11 protein-coding genes are annotated in these 13,341 nt (G+C 61.7%); 5 read left to right on the top strand and 6 right to left on the bottom strand.

Annotated features, from left to right (window positions below):
- Positions 1–32 precede the first annotated feature (32 nt).
- Entirely contained in the window at positions 33–1,040 is a 1,008-nt protein-coding gene (mltB, locus tag JNO51_RS10330; protein ID WP_215776732.1) for a lytic murein transglycosylase B, read from the bottom strand.
- A gap of 32 nt (positions 1,041–1,072) precedes the next feature.
- The gene (hrcA, locus tag JNO51_RS10335; protein WP_215776735.1) at positions 1,073–2,095 is read right to left on the bottom strand and encodes a heat-inducible transcriptional repressor HrcA; all 1,023 of its coding nucleotides are present in this window, start codon (positions 2,093–2,095) and stop codon (positions 1,073–1,075) included.
- A gap of 283 nt (positions 2,096–2,378) precedes the next feature.
- Between hrcA and recA the strand changes: the two genes are divergently transcribed.
- The 4 genes from recA to JNO51_RS10355 all read left to right on the top strand — a co-directional run bounded on the left by recA (position 2,379) and on the right by JNO51_RS10355 (position 8,474).
- The gene (gene recA / locus JNO51_RS10340; protein ID WP_215776737.1) at positions 2,379–3,434 is read left to right on the top strand and encodes a recombinase RecA; all 1,056 of its coding nucleotides are present in this window, start codon (positions 2,379–2,381) and stop codon (positions 3,432–3,434) included.
- 3 nt (positions 3,435–3,437) lie between these two features.
- Positions 3,438–3,878 (top strand): recombination regulator RecX, encoded by a 441-nt coding sequence (gene recX / locus JNO51_RS10345; protein WP_215776739.1) that lies wholly within the window; start codon positions 3,438–3,440, stop codon positions 3,876–3,878.
- Positions 3,879–3,996: 118 nt separating this feature from the next.
- Complete coding sequence (gene alaS / locus JNO51_RS10350; protein WP_215776743.1) at positions 3,997–6,630, top strand: alanine--tRNA ligase; 2,634 nt, start codon at positions 3,997–3,999, stop codon at positions 6,628–6,630.
- Between the two features lie 167 nt (positions 6,631–6,797).
- Complete coding sequence (locus JNO51_RS10355) at positions 6,798–8,474, top strand: ATP-binding protein (RefSeq protein WP_215776745.1); 1,677 nt, start codon at positions 6,798–6,800, stop codon at positions 8,472–8,474.
- On the opposite strand, the gene JNO51_RS10360 is transcribed toward JNO51_RS10355, so the two are convergent.
- Positions 8,446–9,204, bottom strand: coding sequence for a TSUP family transporter (locus JNO51_RS10360; RefSeq protein ID WP_215776748.1), 759 nt, complete (start codon positions 9,202–9,204; stop codon positions 8,446–8,448). The genes JNO51_RS10355 and JNO51_RS10360 overlap by 29 nt on opposite strands.
- 109 nt (positions 9,205–9,313) lie before the next feature.
- Here JNO51_RS10360 and JNO51_RS10365 point away from each other — a divergent pair, with 109 nt between their 5' ends.
- The gene (locus JNO51_RS10365) at positions 9,314–10,222 is read left to right on the top strand and encodes a LysR family transcriptional regulator (protein WP_215776750.1); all 909 of its coding nucleotides are present in this window, start codon (positions 9,314–9,316) and stop codon (positions 10,220–10,222) included.
- On the opposite strand, the gene JNO51_RS10370 is transcribed toward JNO51_RS10365, so the two are convergent.
- The 3 genes from JNO51_RS10370 to JNO51_RS10380 all read right to left on the bottom strand — a co-directional run bounded on the left by JNO51_RS10370 (position 10,223) and on the right by JNO51_RS10380 (position 13,277).
- Complete coding sequence (locus JNO51_RS10370) at positions 10,223–11,902, bottom strand: winged helix-turn-helix domain-containing protein (RefSeq protein ID WP_215776753.1); 1,680 nt, start codon at positions 11,900–11,902, stop codon at positions 10,223–10,225. It abuts the gene before it with no gap.
- A gap of 152 nt (positions 11,903–12,054) precedes the next feature.
- A complete protein-coding gene (locus tag JNO51_RS10375; protein ID WP_215776755.1) occupies positions 12,055–12,390 on the bottom strand; it encodes a hypothetical protein in 336 nt (111 codons plus the stop codon).
- A gap of 146 nt (positions 12,391–12,536) precedes the next feature.
- Positions 12,537–13,277: an AraC family transcriptional regulator gene (locus tag JNO51_RS10380; protein WP_215776758.1), complete on the bottom strand. Its 741-nt coding sequence runs from the start codon at positions 13,275–13,277 to the stop codon at positions 12,537–12,539.
- Positions 13,278–13,341 lie beyond the last annotated feature (64 nt).

Here is a 13,341-nt window from a genome sequence, read left to right on the forward strand (position 1 = left end):
TGTCCGGGATGGCGAAATGTTTTCCGGAAAAATCAGCTCGGCTGGTCGGCATACACTGCCGCCACATAGCGCGATTTGATCTCCCTGGCGATTTCCTGGGCCACCTTGGCATACAGCGTGCTCTTGTTGTAACGGGTAATCACATAAAAGTTGTTCAGCCCCAGCCAGTATTCGGTCACCCCAGGCGAGACCTCGAGCGGCACCAGCACCGCCTTCACCGCCGGCGCCAGCGGCACTTCCGGCTTCACGCCCATGCCCGCCAGTTCAGCCACGGTGTAGTGCAGATTGAACTTGTCGGCCACCAGGGCATCGACCTGCGGTCCCGGGGTAACATCGGCGGGAATCAGAATGTCGTCGCCATGGATCCAGCCATGCTGCTGGAAGTAATTGGCCACACTACCGATGGCATCGTCGGGGTTGTTCCAGATATCGCGATGGCCGCTGTGGTCGAAATCGACCGCCCACTGGCGAAAGCTGGACGGCATGAACTGCGGCCAGCCCATGGCGCCGGCGTAGGAGCCCTTGAAAGTCAGCGGATCGAGGCGTTCTTCATGCGCCAGTTGCAGCAGCTGCGTCAGCTCACCACGGAAATACTCGGCACGGCGCGGATAGTTGAAGCCCAGGGTCGACAGCGCATCCACCACGCGGAAACTGCCGGTATTGCGACCGTAGTGGGTCTCGATGCCCAGAATGGCCACGATCATCTCCGGCGCCACACCGTAGGTTTGTTCGGCGCGGGCCAGCGCGTCGGGGTGGGCCTTCCAGAAAGCGACGCCGTCATTGAGCAGTTTTTCGTTGTAGAAATTGCTGCGGAACTGGTACCAGGGGCGTGAGGTTGCCGGCCGGTCCATGACCTCGATGATGCGCGGCTTGAGTTCCACATTGGCAAACACGGCTTCGAGTTCCGGCCGGGAGAACTGGCCGCCGGCAACCTGCTCGTCGATATAGCGCTGCACGTCGGCTCGTGCGAGGAAGGCGGCATCGGCCCGGGCCAGCAATGGGGCGGCAAGCAGCAGCGCCGCCAGGATTCTTTTCTTCATGACATCCATTCTCTTAGGGTTGGACGAGGGGCCTACTCGCCGAATGACAGGGCACTCGACACCAGGCGCGCGGTAATGTCGACGATCGGAATCACGCGCTCGTAGGCCATGCGGGTCGGTCCGATGACCCCCAGCGTGCCGACCACCTGCCCGTTAATACGGTACGGAGCCGCCACGACACTGCATTCATCCAGCGTCAGCAGGCCGGACTCGTCGCCGATGTACAGACTCACCCCCTGGGCCTCGCGGCTCTGGTTGAGCAATTCGAGCAGTTCGGTCTTGCGTTCGAAGACGTCGAACAGCTCGCGCAGGCGGTTCATGTCTTCGGACAGATCCCGCACATGCAACAGATTGCTGCCTCCGCTGATCATCACCGACTCCTGCGGGGTGCGGGCGGCCTGACGGCCGAAGTCGATGGCGGCCGTCATCAGCTCGGTGATGTCGCGCTGCAGACCCTGCAGCTCGCCCTCCAGCCGCAAGGCGATGCCGCTCAGCCCCAGACCGGCATAATGCTGGTTGAGGAAATTACCGGCTTCGACCAGCTCACCGGGCGCGTAATCACGCTGGGTCTGCAGCAGGTGGTTCTGCACATCGCCATCCAGCGTGACCAGAATCAGCAGCACGCGGCGTTCGGAGAGGCGCAGGAACTCCACCTGGCGAAACGCCACGTCGGGTCGCTGTGGCGTGACCACCACGCCGGCGAAATGCGTCAGTTCCGAGAGCAGCGAGGAAGCGGCATGCACCAGCCGCTGCGGACTGTCCGGCTGCAGCCCCGACTCCAGCTCGCGCACGGCATCGGTCTCCAGCGGGGAAACGGTCAGCAGGCGGTCGACGAAGACCCGGTAGCCCCGCGAAGTCGGGATGCGACCTGCCGAGGTATGCGGCGCGGCAACCAGCCCCATGCCCTCGAGGTCTGCGAGCATGTTGCGGATGGAGGCAGAAGACAGCTCCAGCCCGCTGGCCATGGCCAGCGTGCGCGAACCGACCGGCTGGCCATCGGCGATATACAGCTCGACCAGGGTCTTGAGCAGGCGTTCCGAACGTTGATTCAGCATGCTGTGCATTCTGGCATAACCCTCAAGGCGACAACAGTAGTCTGTCTGCAGACCGGGCGGCAAAATGATTTTGTACGATATCAAGTGACAAATCGATTTTGATTACGTACACTATCATCAATGACCGGGCAAAAGTCTTTGTTTGCAGGAAAAAAGCTTGCCGGTTGAAGACTTAGGTGGTGACGTCCGGCAAAATGGCAAGGCCTGGCCGGTTTCGTTTGTCACCCCCGAGGTTTGTGCGATAATCCGCCCCTTACCGGCAAATACATTTATTGGAGATAGCATGGCAGAGCGTACCGAAGACAAGAGCCGCGCCCTGGCGGCCGCCCTTGCCCAGATCGAGAAGCAGTTCGGCAAGGGCTCGATCATGCGCATGAGCGACAACCAGATTACCGAAAACCTGCAGGTGATTTCCACCGGCTCGCTGGGTCTGGATCTGGCACTCGGCGTGGGCGGTCTGCCGCGTGGCCGTGTGGTCGAAATCTACGGTCCGGAATCCTCCGGCAAGACCACCCTGTGCCTGCAGGTGGTCGCCGAGGCACAGAAACTGGGTGGCACCTGCGCCTATATCGATGCCGAAAACGCCCTCGACCCGGTTTATGCCCAGAAGCTGGGCGTCAAGGTGGAAGATCTGCTGATCTCGCAGCCGGACACCGGTGAGCAGGCGCTGGAAATCTGCGACATGCTGGTCCGTTCCAGCGGCGTCGACGTCATCGTGGTCGACTCGGTCGCCGCACTGGTGCCGAAGGCTGAAATCGAAGGCGAGATGGGTGACTCGCACGTGGGTCTGCAGGCCCGCCTGATGTCCCAGGCGCTGCGCAAGCTGACCGGCAACATCAAGCGCACCAACACGCTGGTGATCTTCATCAACCAGATCCGCATGAAGATCGGTGTGATGTTCGGCAACCCGGAAACCACCACCGGCGGCAATGCGCTCAAGTTCTATGCTTCGGTCCGTCTCGACATCCGCCGTATCGGCGGCATCAAGAAGGGCGAGGAAGTGGTCGGCAACGAAACCCGCGTCAAGGTCGTCAAGAACAAGGTCTCGCCGCCGTTCAAACAGGCCGAATTCGACATCCTTTACGGCGAAGGCATCTCGCGTGAAGGGGAAATCATCGAAATGGGCGTGCAACACGGCTTCATCGAGAAATCGGGTGCCTGGTACAGCCATAACGGCCAGAAGATCGGTCAGGGCAAGGACAATGTGCGCGAATTCCTCAAGGAAAACCCGGCCATCGCCCAGGACATCGAGCGCAAGGTACGTGAAACCGTGGGGGTCACCATCGCCATGAGCGAAGATGGTGGCGATCCGGAAACGCTGGAAGACAGCGTGCTGTAAGGCATGGAAAAGAGTCTGATGGCGCGAGCCGTCGATCTGCTCTCGCGGCGCGAATACTCGCGCCGCGAGCTTGTTACCCGTCTGCGTCCGCACGCCCAGTCGGCAGAAGAGCTGGAAGACGTGCTGTCGCGTCTGGCAGAACGCGCCTGGCAATCCGACGAGCGCTTCGCCGAACAGTTTTCCCGCAGCAAGGCCGACAAATATGGCAGTCTGCGCCTGCGTCAGGCCATGCGTGAAAAAGGCCTGAGCAACGAACTGATCGAACAGGCGCTGGCCGGTCAGGACGATCTGGCCACTGCCCGCGCCGTCTGGCAGCGCAAATTCGGCACCCTCCCCGCCACACCGCAGGAAAAGGCACGTCAGCTGCGTTTTCTGGCTTCGCGTGGCTTTCCGCAGGAAATCATCCGCAAAATTCTCGCCGGAAGCCTCGAAGACAGCGAATAACCCTTCGCACGGCTTGCCAGCAGGCGCTCGCCTTGCGAAACTATGGCCATTGCATTCAGGGCAGGTATGGCGGACTCATGCCGCCCCAGCCATCGCCTAACATACTCAGACTAAATCGATGAAAACTGCTGAAATTCGCCAGAAATTCCTGGACTTCTTTGCCTCCAAGGGACACCAGATCGTTCCGTCCAGCTCGCTGGTTCCGGGGGATGACCCGACCCTGCTGTTCACCAACGCCGGGATGAACCAGTTCAAGGATGTGTTCCTGGGCTTCGACAAGCGCCCTTACAACCGCGCCACCTCCTCGCAAAAGTGCGTTCGTGCCGGCGGCAAGCATAACGACCTGGAAAACGTCGGTTATACCGCCCGTCACCATACCTTCTTCGAAATGCTGGGCAATTTCAGCTTCGGCGATTACTTCAAGCGCGATGCCATCCACTTCGCCTGGGAATTCCTGACCAGTCCGCAATGGCTGGCCATCCCGAAGGAAAAGCTGATGGTGACCGTCTACGCCAGCGATGACGAAGCCTTCGATATCTGGGCCAAGGAAATCGGCGTACCGGAAAGCAAGATCGTACGCATCGGCGACAACAAGGGCGCGCCCTACGCCTCGGACAACTTCTGGCAAATGGGTGACACCGGTCCGTGTGGCCCGTGTACCGAGATCTTCTACGATCACGGCGCCCACATCTGGGGTGGCCCACCCGGAAGCCCGGAAGAAGACGGCGACCGCTTCATCGAAATCTGGAACTGCGTCTTCATGCAGTTCAACCGGGATGAAAGCGGCACCATGCATCCGCTGCCCAAGCCCTCGGTCGACACCGGCATGGGGCTGGAGCGCATTTCGGCCGTGATGCAGCATGTGCATGCCAACTACGAGATTGATCTGTTCCAGCAACTGATCAAGGCGGCCGCGCGCGAAACCGGCGTGCCCTTCAGCATGGACGTGCCGTCGCTCAAGGTGATTGCCGACCACATCCGCGCCGTGTCCTTCCTGATCGCCGATGGCGTACTGCCGTCCAACGATGGCCGTGGCTATGTCCTGCGCCGTATTATCCGCCGGGCGATCCGCCATGGTTACAAACTGGGTCAGAAGGGTCTGTTCCTGCACAAGCTGGTCAAGGACCTGGTGCAGGAAATGGGGCACGCCTACCCGGACCTGGCCGCACGCCAGTCCGACATCGAAGACGCGCTGAAGCAGGAAGAACTGCGCTTCTCCGAAACCCTGGACAACGGCATGGCCCTGCTGGAAGACGCGCTGACCAGCGGTCAGCAGCGCCTGGCGGGTGCCACCCTGTTCAAGCTGTATGACACTTTCGGCTTCCCGGTGGACCTCACGGCCGACATTTGCCGCGAACGGGGCATCGAGGCCGATCTCGAAGGCTTCGAGCGCGAGATGGAAGCGCAACGCGCCCGCGCGCGCGCGGCCTCCAGCTTCAAAATGGTCGGCAATGTGGAATACAACGGCGCCGACACCCGTTTCGACGGCTATGAAAAAGCCAGTGTCGATGCCACCGTGCTGGCCCTGTACAAGGGCCAGGAACAGGTCGACAGCCTGCAGGCCGGGGACGAAGGTATTGTGGTGCTGGACAAGACCCCGTTCTATGCCGAAGGCGGTGGCCAGGCCGGCGATCAGGGCGAGATCTCCATTTCCGGTGGTGTCGGTGCGCTATTCGATGTGGTCGACACTCAGAAGATCCAGGCCGCCGTATTCGGTCACAAGGGCCGTCTGGCCAAGGGCAGCCTGAAAGTCGGCGACAGTGTCGCTGCCACCATCGACCTGCATCAGCGTCAGGCCACTGCCCGCAACCACTCGGCCACTCACCTGCTGCATGCCGCGCTGCGTCATGTCCTGGGCAGCCATGTGGCGCAGAAGGGTTCGCTGGTCAACCATGATCGCACCCGTTTCGACTTTGCCCATGGCGAGGCCGTCACAGCCGCCCAGATGGCTGAGATCGAGCGTGTGGTCAACCATGTGATCAGTGCCAACTATCCGGTGACGGCGAGCAGCATGTCCTACGACGAAGCCATCCGGGCCGGCGCCATTGCCCTGTTTGGCGAGAAGTATGGCGATGAAGTGCGCGTACTGAAAATGGGCGACTTTTCCACCGAACTGTGTGGCGGCACCCACGTCAGCCGCACCGGTGACATCGGCCTGTTCAAGATTGTCAGCGAAAGTGGCGTCGCAGCCGGCGTTCGCCGCATCGAAGCCGTCACCGGCGAAGGCGCTCTGCAGCAGGTACAGGCACAGGATGCCCTGCTGCGCGAACTGGCCCAGCGCCTGAAAGCCCAGCAGAGCGACGAGATCCTGCAGCGCGTCAGCGCCCTGCAGGAGCAGGCGCGTGCGCTGGACAAGGAACTGGCCCAGCTCAAGCAAAAGCTGGCGGCCAATGCCGGCGAAGCCCTGGTGGATCAGGCTGTCGAGATCAAGGGCATCAAGGTACTGGCGGCTGAGTTGCCCGGCGCCGACAGCAATGCACTGCGCGAAACCCTGGACAAGCTGAAAGACAAGCTGAAATCGGCCGCCATCGTACTGGCGGCGGTACAGGACGGCAAAGTGGCGCTGGTCGCCGGAGTCACTGCCGATCTCACCGGCCGCATCAAGGCCGGCGAACTGGTCAACAGTGTCGCCCAGCAGGTTGGCGGCAAGGGCGGTGGCCGTCCGGATATGGCCCAGGCCGGCGGCACCAACCCGGCCCCGCTGGCACAGGCGCTGGCCGGCGTCACCGACTGGGTCGCCGCCAAGCTGTAACCCCTTCTGACTGAGCAGACAACCCGTACCTCCCGGTACGGGTTTTTTTATCCCCCGTCCCCGACCGCTGCACACCACCGCGCCGACTTGTCACGGCGACCTTTAAGCATATAATTTAAAATAAATCGCTTTTTTAAACAATTCAACCAACACAATCAGGAGTGACCATGCCCCACCATCATGAAGTCAGGGCTGAAGATGCCTTTGATCCGCTCATGTGGCTGGCGTCTTTGAGCGAGCTTCCTTTACCGCTTTTGCTCTTCTCCCTGCTGATGCCGATCGCCGTCATCGTGTTCACCTGCCGCGCTGGCCCTCTCCCGCCGTCTGCCGCACCCGCGGCCGGAACGCCACCAGAGCCCGAGCCGGCAAGTGCCGCCATGCAGGCGCTGCTCAGCCATGAAATCCGCACGCCGCTGGCCGCCATCAGCCGTCTGCTGGAGCTGGCGCTGGCCAATCCGGCCGACAAGACCGCCATGATCCAGACGGCCTGGCAGGCCAGCACCGCACTGCTGGCCTTGCTGGATGACCTGATCTCGCAAAGCAAGGCACAGCAGCCTGCCTGGCCGTTGTGTCCGGCCCCCTGCCAGCTGGAGGCGCTGTTTGACGAGCTGCAGCAGATTTACCAACCGATCGCCGCCAGCCGCGGGCTCCGCCTCACATTCAGCAAGCAACTGGCGGTGCCGCGGGTGATACTGGATGCACAGCGCTTGCGGCAGATCCTGCACAACTTGCTGTCCAATGCACTGAAATATACTGCGCACGGCGCGATCTCGGTCCAGGCCAGCAGCCAGCCCGATGGCAGCCAGGGCTGCCTGCTGCAGATCTGCGTGCGAGATAGCGGAATCGGCATGTCGGCACAGTTGTGTGCCGAACTGGATCAGCCCTACCAGGCAGCGGGTGCCGCCGCACGGCAACGGCATGGCGGACATGGCCTTGGCCTGCACCTGAGCCGGCAATTACTGCGTCAGATGGGCGGTGAAATGCGTGTGCAGAGTCTGCCGGAGCGAGGCACGCTGATCCGGCTGACGCTGCCCGTGCCCGTGGACAATACGGCGGGCCCCGTCCGCTCCCCCGCCGAAGGGACCTGGCTGGCAGGTTATCGGGTATTGCTGGTTGAGGACGAGGTGGCAAACCGGGTGCTGCTGATGCATACCCTGCAGCAGTGGGGGATCGCTGTCACCCCCTGCACGAGCGGCATGGAGGCATTGCGGCAATGGTTGCGTCAGCCATTTCATTTACTGCTGATCGACCGACAGCTGCCGGACCTGAGCGGGCCGACAGTCTGCCGGGTCATCCGGCAGCTGGAACGCCGCCGCGGTTGCGGGCCAACCCAGACCATCCTCGGCATGACCACCGGCAGCGAACGCTGCCACACCGGTCATCTCTTCGATGCCTGGCTGGAAAAGCCGGTGGCGGCAGAAGACCTGCTGCGCCATCTGCAGGAGGGTCTGCAGCCGATCGAACCAGGGGAAATACTGAATCTGTCGGTACTGGGCAAGCTGATCCGCGGCGACCGCAGTTTCGGCGAACAATTTCTGGCGGCGGCACGACAAAGCCTGCAAAGCGATCTGCAACGACTGAGGCGGGATCAGGCCGGCCAGCGGGAGCAGCTGGCGCAGACCCTGCACCACCTGCAGGGTCTGACGCGGCTGATCTGTACACCCGCCTATATGGCGCCGGTCCAGCAACTGATGCAAAGCATCGAAGCCGGCCAGGATGCCGACATCCAGCGCCAGCTTCCTGAACTCATCCGGACACTGTGCCGCGTCAGCCAGGCCCTGGCGCAATGCCCGCCGCAGCAGGGATGGGCAGCGACTACGCCAGCAGATCGTAACCCAGCTTGAGAATCAGCCCCCCGGTCAGGCAAAGGAACAATTTACGCACAAAAACCGTACCCTGACGGATGGCCAGCCAGCTGCCACTGAGTGCCCCGAGGATATTGCACAGGCCCATGGGAATGGCGTAGCGGTACAGAACATGGCCGGCCGGAATGAAAAATACCAGCGCCGCAATATTGGTGGCCAGATTGACCAGTTTGGCCGAGGCCGAGGCATGGATAAAGTCGAAGCCGTAATAGCGGATGAAGAGGAAAATCAGAAAGCTACCGGTCCCCGGCCCGAACAGGCCATCATAGAAGCCGATGGCGGCACCGAACAGCAGCGCCATGGCCTTCTCGCGCTGGCCGATCTCGCGCGGCACATGCAGCGCCCCGAAATCCTTCTTTTTCAGGGTATACCAGCCAATCAGCAACATCAGCACCAGCACCATGGGGCGCAGCAGATTCTTCGGCACCATCGACACCGCCGCGGCCCCCACAAAGGCCATGACGAAGGCCGCGCTGGCGGCGGGCAGAATCACCGCCCAGGGCAGGCGTACGCGGCGCAGGTAGCTGCGCGCGGCAAAGGTCGTGCCGAGCGCGGAAACCAGCTTGTTGCTGCCCAGCAGCGTGACCGGCAACTCACGCGGCAGCAGCGTGAAGATCGCCGGAATCTGCACCAGCCCTCCCCCGCCGACGGCTGAGTCAATCAGACCGGCAAAATAGGCAAACACGCACAGCAGGGTCAAAGTCACCATCACACTCTCCGAAACAATGGCGTCAGCTTACTCCGATCGAGCTCCCTGATGTTGCAACAGAAGGTTGCATTTTCTGCAATAATTCACCGAATTGCGCAGGGGGAGCCCCATGAAATCACTTTGGAATATCCAGGCCTTCTGTACGGTGGTGGAGAAAAAGAGCTTCATCCTGGCCGCGCGAGCCCTCGGCGCCTCGCCCAGCGCCGTCACCCGGGCCGTTCAGGCGCTGGAAAACGAAATGAGTACCTTGCTGCTGGCGCGATCAACGCGGCAATTCAGCCTGACGCCGGCCGGTGAGCTGTATTACGAGTCGGCACGGCAGATCCTGCAGATTCAGGAAGAGGCCGATGATGAACTGTCACGGCTGAATGCCGCGCCCAGAGGCTGGCTGCGCCTGGCCGCACCACACAGTCTGTCCTGCCATATCCTGCCCCTGGCTTTGCACAGCCTGAGCACGCACTACCCGGAGCTGCGCTTCGATGTGCGCTACAGCGATGTCATGCTGGACCCGGTACAGGAGCAGCTGGACCTGGTGATTCGCGGCGCCTTCCCGGTGGATAGCGAGCTGATCGGCTATCCCCTGTGGGGCTATCGTCGCTACCTGTATGCCAGTCCGGCCTATCTGGCGCGTCACGGCGAGCCCGCCCAGCCAGAGGCGCTGGGCGAACACGCCATCCTGATGCATACGGCGCCTCGCATTCTGCGCTCCTGGAACTTTCTTGGCGATACGCGCGCCGTGAGTCTGAACATGCGTGCCAGCCATCGTTTTGACAACGGGCTGGCACTCCTGTCGGCAACCGAAGCCGGACTGGGGATCGCCCGTCTCTCCGACTGGCTGGCCGAACCGCTGGTGCAGGCAGGACGCCTGCAGCGGATTTGCCCGGCCTTCCGCCTGGTCTCGGCACGCGGCGAGGATCCGCAGATTCATGCGGTCGCCGCACAGCGCCGGCTGCCGGCACGTTCGCGCCTGCTGCTCGATGCCTTGCGGCAGCACCGTCCGGACACCGCTTTCGGCTGATCAGAGCCAGCAGGTCTCGGAGGATTCGCTGGCGAGGAAAGTCGTCATCGCCGGCAGATGCCGTGCCAGCGGCCACCAGGTGCAACGCTGTTCACGCGCCACCCGGATCAGGGCACGGGCGCGATTCTCATCACCCAGCGCCAATGCCAGTACAGCCAGCAGCCCCGGACAGCCATAACGGATGCGGATCTCCCCCATCCAGCGTGACAGCATCTCATGCCCGTCGCCCGCCTGACTGCCTACCGCCGCGACGATTAACTGCAGAATCCTTTCCGGCATGCCATTCGGCGCGGTTTGCACCGCCAGCCCGGCCTGCAGATTCGCCTGATCGTGCCGCCCCAGTGATGCCAGTACCAGCCCATGCATGGCGAGGAACAGGGGCGAAGGCGGCGTCTGCTCCATCTGACGCTGGGCGAACAGATGCGCCTCTTCGTCCCGCCCCATGACATGCAGCCCCCACATCTTGAAAATCAGCAAAGGGCTCAGGCCACCATCACGAGCCAAACCCGCATTGAGACGGTCCAGCGCCAGCTCGTTTTCCCCCTGGGACAGGCGATACATGGCCTGGTACAGGCACACCTCGGCCGGCGTTCCGGCCTGCTGCGCCTGGCGCAACAGGCCGGCGGCAACACCTTCGGTATCACTGGACAGCCGGGTCAGCCAGGCCATCAGCGCCAGCGCGCTGGGTTGCCCCGGCGCCAGACTGAGGACTTTTTCCAGCAAGGGCCTCGCCTCGCTGAAAGCCCGGGCAGGCCAGATCAACCCCTGCATGGTCTGTGCCAGCATGGTTTCCGCCATGGACACCATGGAGGGCACATGCAATGGGTCCTGCATCAATCCCATCTGCAGATACTGCTGCGCCATGTTGAGATCACCATGATCCCGGCGACGCAGACAGCGCCGTGCCATCACATGAGCCACCATGACTTCGCCATTGCCTTCGCTGAGCACATCGGTCCCCGGCTGCGTCAGACGGGCCAGCACACGCTCGGCCACCGCCGCCATGCGTTGCGGCCAGGTTTCGGCATTGCCGGGCAGAAAGGTCTCGCGCAGCAACAATTGCTGACTACTGGCATCCACTAACTCAACGGTCAGCAGGCGCTGGCTGCCATCCTGGCAAAAGTCACCGGTCAGATAACAATCCAGCTCCAGCTGTCGGCACAGAGACAGCAGCTCCTCAGGGCGATCGTGTCCGCGGGTAAGAATGGCCGGTACCAGCGAAATCCCCGGCTGAGGACGTTCAGCAAACGCATCCATCAGGCGGGCATGCAACAGCATGGCTTCACGAGCCTCTCCACCGGAGAAAGGCAAAATGGCCAGTTTGTATCCCTGGGACGGATGGCGCTGACGCTGCACTGGTGTGACCGGCTTGCAGAAACGATAGCCCTTGCCGTACACGGTCTCGATGAACTTGTTGTTCTTGGATTCGCGCAGCAAGCGTCGTAAAGAATAGATACAGCGGGTCAGCGACTCATCGCCCACAAGGTTGTCACCCCAGACTTTGTCAATGATGAAATTCTTGTGAACCAGATTGCCCTTGCCTTCCAGCAAGGTAATCAAAACCTGCAGCTCTTTCGGCGGAATAGACACATCCTGGCCATGAAAACTCATCGCCCCATTGGCATGCAGGACGAAGTCATCAAAAAGATAATCATGGTTCAATACATGATCCCTGCTCATAGCTCACTACCATCCCGGATGATTGATTTTGATTCGGTGATGTACGGGTCGGAAACCCGCACATCCATTCCGGGCAATCATGAAGAGATTGGTAAGAATCCCCTATCGGAGAACTCTGAAAGCAATGAAGGGAACTGATCGAAAGATCAGTTTCAGAGGTAGTCCATGGGCTGTCGCGCCTGCTTGACCAACAGGTTTGGTGCTGGTTGCAGCAACTCGGCCAGTCGGATCAGCCGCTGTGCACACTCAACCCGCCCTCCCAGCCGGCAGGAGTGCGCCATGGCGCGCAGATAGTCAGGCCGATGCCAGTCCAGCAGACACAGGGCGCGCAGGACCCGATCGGCCTCCGCCTGACGCTGCTGAAGGTGCAGCATGCCGACGCAATCCTCAAGTGAAAGCCCCGACCACTCGATCTCCTGTACGTCCCCCGCCGAGACCTGTACCAGTCTGTCCTGCTCGCCCATCCCGACCTCCGCTTTGCCTGCCATTGGAAAGAACCCTCCCCGGCGCCAGGCTCGGGGAAGTGCAGGCAGCGTAAAGTGACCGTGTCGAAGGAGATTGCAGATTCCGCTCATTGACGAGCGAATCAGGAGTCGCTATGAGCCGAAAGGTCATGCCGGGAAACAGAGTCGATTCAGACGGGCTGAGTCCTGCCCAGCAGCCACTGAGGGCTGACGCCTAGCTGACGACGCGCATCATTCGACAGGTGCGAGGACGAGGCATAGCCGTATTGCATGGCCAGCGAGGTCAGGGAGACCTCCCGACAGATGGCATCCAGGATGGTACGCCGCAGTCGCCAGGTCATCATGGCAGATTTGGCACTTTGCCCCAGGGCGTCATGGGCCAGCCGACGAAAATGCGAGGCCGACAGCCCATAGCGACGGGCGAGCTGAGCCAGGGGCACCGCCTGCTCGTGTTCGGCCAGCAAGTGGCGGATCAGTCCATACCCCTCGCAGCGTCGCAAGCGTTGCAGCAGCGAGTGAAACAAAGGGTCGCGGCCAAACAGCCACATGCGCAGGAACCAGTTCTCGAAAGTCTGGGGAGAGGCATGGCAGGGGATGGTCAGGCAGGCCGGCAGCTTCGCGGCAGGCAGGGGGATGGTGCGCCAGTGCTCGACAAATGCCAGCAGGCGGCAAACCCATGGCAGGGGGATCGCCCAGCCTTGTGGCTCACCAGCCAGAGGATGGACCACCCCCTGATCCGCGACGAAGAGCATGCCGCGCCCCGGAGCGAGGATCAGGCGGCGCTCGCCATCCGGTGTCAGCAGACGGAGGCGGCCATCATGGCAAGTGTTCAGAATCAGCAGCAAGCTGCCGGAAACGATGGGCCAGCACGGATCCTGACCTGACAGACTGATTCGCTTGATCGTATGCATGAAAATCTCCCGCAGTGACATGATTGCAGGCGTCAGACGCCATTCGTAACAGCTTATTGAAACT

The organism is Paludibacterium sp. B53371 (assembly GCF_018802765.1).
Taxonomy (GTDB): Bacteria; Pseudomonadota; Gammaproteobacteria; order Burkholderiales; family Chromobacteriaceae; genus Paludibacterium.

Coding starts and splice junctions, on each gene's coding strand:
- mltB (WP_215776732.1), bottom strand. CDS start 1,040: ATGAAGAAAAGAATCCTGGCGGCGCTGCTGCTTGCCGCCCCATTGCTG.
- hrcA (WP_215776735.1), bottom strand. CDS start 2,095: ATGCTGAATCAACGTTCGGAACGCCTGCTCAAGACCCTGGTCGAGCTG.
- recA (WP_215776737.1), top strand. CDS start 2,379: ATGGCAGAGCGTACCGAAGACAAGAGCCGCGCCCTGGCGGCCGCCCTT.
- recX (WP_215776739.1), top strand. CDS start 3,438: ATGGAAAAGAGTCTGATGGCGCGAGCCGTCGATCTGCTCTCGCGGCGC.
- alaS (WP_215776743.1), top strand. CDS start 3,997: ATGAAAACTGCTGAAATTCGCCAGAAATTCCTGGACTTCTTTGCCTCC.
- JNO51_RS10355 (WP_215776745.1), top strand. CDS start 6,798: ATGCCCCACCATCATGAAGTCAGGGCTGAAGATGCCTTTGATCCGCTC.
- JNO51_RS10360 (WP_215776748.1), bottom strand. CDS start 9,204: ATGGTGACTTTGACCCTGCTGTGCGTGTTTGCCTATTTTGCCGGTCTG.
- JNO51_RS10365 (WP_215776750.1), top strand. CDS start 9,314: ATGAAATCACTTTGGAATATCCAGGCCTTCTGTACGGTGGTGGAGAAA.
- JNO51_RS10370 (WP_215776753.1), bottom strand. CDS start 11,902: ATGAGCAGGGATCATGTATTGAACCATGATTATCTTTTTGATGACTTC.
- JNO51_RS10375 (WP_215776755.1), bottom strand. CDS start 12,390: ATGGCAGGCAAAGCGGAGGTCGGGATGGGCGAGCAGGACAGACTGGTA.
- JNO51_RS10380 (WP_215776758.1), bottom strand. CDS start 13,277: ATGCATACGATCAAGCGAATCAGTCTGTCAGGTCAGGATCCGTGCTGG.